We start from the raw sequence: 3,761 nt of genomic DNA, 5'->3' as shown, positions 1-3,761 counted from the left end.
GCGAGCTTGCCTCGCGATCTTTTGATGGTTTAAAAGATCGCGAGGCAAGCTCGCTCCTTGTCGGGTCTCAGCTGATAGGCCGCCACTGGCCAATCAAATGCATCAGATCCCCGTGCCCGTTGAGCTGGAAGTCGCCGCTTGAGCCCGCATCGCTGCTCAGCAAGATGACTTCGTTGGGCAATCGCACCGGCTTTTTAAACGCCACGCTGATCTCGACATTGGCCGCCGGCAGGTGCGCGTTGAGGGCTGCCAGCGCGCGTGCCTTGAGCCACAGGCCGTGGGCGATGGCGCTGGGCAGGCCGAATAGCTTGGCGCTGGCGGCGCTGAGGTGGATGGGGTTGTAGTCGCCCGAGACCCTGGCATAGCGGCGACCGATATTCGACGGCGCATACCAGCGGGTCAGTTCGGTCAAGGCGAGGGGGTTGAAGGTCGGGGTTGCTGGCACTTCGCCGGGCAAGTCGACGCCTTTGCACAACAGCGTGCTTTCGGCTTCCCAGAGTGGCCCGAGTTGATCGTCGACTTGGGTCACGACGTCAAAGGTGGCGCCCTTGGGGTGTTTTTGCAGGTTGTGCACAAACACGCCGATGCGCAGCCGGGTCACACCGCCCATGGGCCGCATGACCCGGATCCGGTTAGTCAGGTGTATCAGTCCCAGCAGCGGGAAGGGGAAATCTTTGTCGGTCAGCAATTGCATTTGCAGGCCGAACGCCAACACATGCGGGTAGGTCGGCGGCAGTAACGGGTTGGGCGCAATCGCGCAAACGTCACGAAAGGCCGCCAGCGCCTGGGCGTCAATGTCGACCCAGCAGCGCACGCCTAGCTCCGGCAAGGTGTTGCCGGTGATTTTGCGTTTGGCCGCCGCTTGCGCATACAGCGCGGGCAAGTGCGGCGGGGCGCTGAGGTCGAGCCAATGCACAGTCATGATTCAGGCCCCCAAGGCACTTTGCCCGCAGACCCGCAACGCTTGCCCGCTGACGGCCCCCGAGCCCGGCTGGCTGAGCCAGGCCACGGCTTCGGCGACGTCTTGTGGCAGACCGCCCTGGCCCAGAGAACTCATGCGCCGCCCGGCTTCGCGCAGGGCAAACGGAATGTGCGCGGTCATTTGGGTTTCGATAAAGCCCGGCGCAACGGCGTTGATACTGATACCGCGCTCGCCCAGCAGCGGCGCCCAGGCCTGGGCCAGACCAATCAGCCCGGCCTTGCTGGCGGCGTAGTTGGTTTGCCCGCGGTTACCGGCGATGCCGCTGATGGACGCGAGCAGAATCACCCTGCCGTTATCGCGCAAGGTGCCGCTGTCCAGCAGGGCCTTGGTCAAGACTTGTGGCGCGTTGAGGTTGACCGCGAGCACCGCATCCCAATATTCGGGCGTCATGTTGGCCAGGGTTTTGTCGCGGGTGATGCCGGCGTTGTGCACCACGATGTCGATGCCGTCCGGCAGATGCTCGACCAACTGCGCGGGGGCGTCTGCGGCGCAAATGTCCAAGGCCAGGCTGCGCCCGCCCAGGCGTGCGGCCAGTGCATCGAGATCGGTTTTGGCTGAGGGCACGTCGAGCAACACCACCTCGGCGCCGTCGCGGGCCAGGGTTTCGGCAATCGACGCGCCAATGCCCCGCGCCGCGCCGGTGACCAAGGCTTTACGTCCGGCCAGTGGCCGCGTCCAGTCCGGCACCTGCGTGGCGCAGGGGCTCAGGCGCAACACCTGGCCGCTGACAAAGGCACTTTTGGGCGAGAGGAAAAAACGCAGCGCGCCTTCCAATTGGTCTTCAGCCCCTTCGCCGACATACAGCAGTTGCAAGGTGCCGCCGCTGCGCAGCTCTTTGGCCAATGAGCGGGCAAAGCCTTCAAGGGCGCGTTGGGCGCTGGCGGCAAACGGATCGCGCTGGGTTTCGGGCGCGCGGCCGAGGATCACGATGTGCGCGCTGGGCGCCAGGCTGCGCAGCAGTGGCTGGAAGAACTCACGCAGTTGTTTGAGTTGGTCGGTGTGCAGCAGTTCGCTGGCATCGAACACCACGGCTTTGAGCTTGGGCCCCTGGCCGGGTATCCACGGGTTGGCCGACGACTCGCCGGGGCCGTAGGCGAATACGGCATCGGTGAGTTTTTGCGCAAAAGCCCCGACCGTCGCGGCCAATGCGCCGCCACCCAATAACAGTGCACCTTCTACCGGGCGCAGGCGGCCCGCTTGCCAGCGTTCCAGTCGTACCGGTGACGGCAGACCCAATGCACCGACCACGCGGTGGCCGATGGATGAGTTGGCAAAGTCGATATAACGGTCTGACATGGAACACTCTCCGACAGATGGGGTTCAAAGGGTTGACCACAAACACGTCATGGTCGTTCGTTATCAGCGATAGGACCTACGCTTGTAACGATCAATGGCCTTGAAAGAATAGGGAACATCTTATGAGTTTGCGTCGAGTAGCCATTATTGGCGGTAATCGAATTCCATTTGCCCGCGCTAACGGAGCGTACGCGACGGCCAGCAATCAGACGATGTTGACCGCTGCGCTGGAGGGGCTGATCGAGCGCTACAACCTGCATGGGTTGCGCATGGGCGAAGTGGTGGCCGGGGCGGTGCTCAAGGATTCCAGGGACTTCAGCCTGACCCGCGAGTGTGTGCTGGGCTCACGCCTGTCGCCACAAACCCCCGCCTATGACCTGCAACAGGCCTGCGGCACCGGCCTGGAAGCGGCGTTGCTGGTGGCCAATAAAATTGCCCTCGGGCAGATTGACTGTGCGATTGCCGGGGGTGTCGACAGCGCCTCGGACGTGCCGATTGGCCTGAATGACGGCCTGCGCAAATGGCTGTTGCAGCTCAACCGCACCAAGGCGCCGCTGGACAAGGTCAAAGCCTTGCTGCAATTGCGCCCGAGCTTTTTGAAACCGGCCTTCCCGCGCAATGGCGAGCCGCGCACCGGCTTGTCCATGGGGCAGCACTGCGAGTTGATGGCGCAAACCTGGCATATCCCCCGGGACGAGCAGGATGCCTTGGCCTTGCACAGCCATCAGGCGTTGTCGGCGGCGTATCACGAGGGCTGGGAAGACGATTTGCTCACCCCGTTTCAGGGGCTGCGCCGCGACAATAACCTGCGCCCCGAGCTGACCCTGGAGAAGCTGGCCGCGCTAAAACCGGTGTTCGAGCGCAGCGCCAAAGGTACTTTGACGGCGGGTAATTCAACGCCGCTGACGGATGGCGCTTCGGTGGTGTTGCTGGCGAGTGAAGAGTGGGCCAAGGCGCAGGGGTTGCCAGTGTTGGCTTACCTGCGCGATGGCGAAACGGCTGCGGTGGATTTCGTACATGGGGCCGAAGGGTTACTGATGGCGCCTGTGTATGCGGTCCCACGGCTGTTGGCGCGTAATGGCCTGACCTTGCAGGACTTTGACTACTACGAGATTCATGAAGCGTTTGCCGCCCAGGTGCTGTGCACGTTGAAGGCGTGGGAAGACGCCGAGTACTGCCGGACAAGGCTGGGGCTGGAGGCGCCGCTGGGGTCCATTGACCGCAGCAAGCTGAACGTCAAAGGCAGTTCGCTGGCTGTTGGGCATCCGTTTGCCGCGACGGGTGGGCGCATCGTCACCAACTTGTCCAAGTTGCTGGCCACGGCCGGGCAGGGCCGAGGGTTGATCTCGATCTGCGCGGCGGGTGGGCAGGGTGTGACGGCGATTCTTGAGCGAGACTGATGTGTTGTGGGAGCGGGCTTGCTCGCGATTGTATCGACACGGGTTAATTCAAAGACCGCGTTGTCTGCATCGCGAGCAAGCCC

The 3,761-nt window shown here is 63.3% G+C and carries 3 protein-coding genes; 1 reads left to right on the top strand and 2 read right to left on the bottom strand.

What is annotated here, in order from left to right; genetic code table 11:
• Window positions 1-67: 67 nt before the first annotated feature.
• Window positions 68-922 carry a MaoC/PaaZ C-terminal domain-containing protein gene (locus QMX84_RS25915; protein ID WP_262126300.1) on the bottom strand — a complete coding sequence of 285 codons (855 nt, stop codon included), beginning with the start codon at window positions 920-922 and terminating at the stop codon, window positions 68-70.
• Window positions 923-925: 3 nt separating this feature from the next.
• Complete coding sequence (locus QMX84_RS25910) at window positions 926-2,278, bottom strand: 3-oxoacyl-ACP reductase (RefSeq protein ID WP_262126299.1); 1,353 nt, start codon at window positions 2,276-2,278, stop codon at window positions 926-928.
• A 122-nt stretch (window positions 2,279-2,400) separates the two neighbouring features.
• On the opposite strand from QMX84_RS25910, the gene QMX84_RS25905 reads away from it, so the two are divergent.
• On the top strand, window positions 2,401-3,678 hold the full coding sequence (locus QMX84_RS25905; RefSeq protein ID WP_282365113.1) for an acetyl-CoA C-acetyltransferase: 1,278 nt from the start codon (window positions 2,401-2,403) through the stop codon (window positions 3,676-3,678).
• The last annotated feature ends 83 nt before the right edge of the window (window positions 3,679-3,761 follow it).

Origin of the sequence: Pseudomonas sp. PS01297, from assembly GCF_029959305.1 — a bacterium.
Classification (GTDB): domain Bacteria; phylum Pseudomonadota; class Gammaproteobacteria; order Pseudomonadales; family Pseudomonadaceae; genus Aquipseudomonas; species Aquipseudomonas helleri.
The sequence above is the reverse complement of the archived record's forward strand: the minus strand, read 5'-3'. Positions and strand labels throughout refer to the sequence as shown.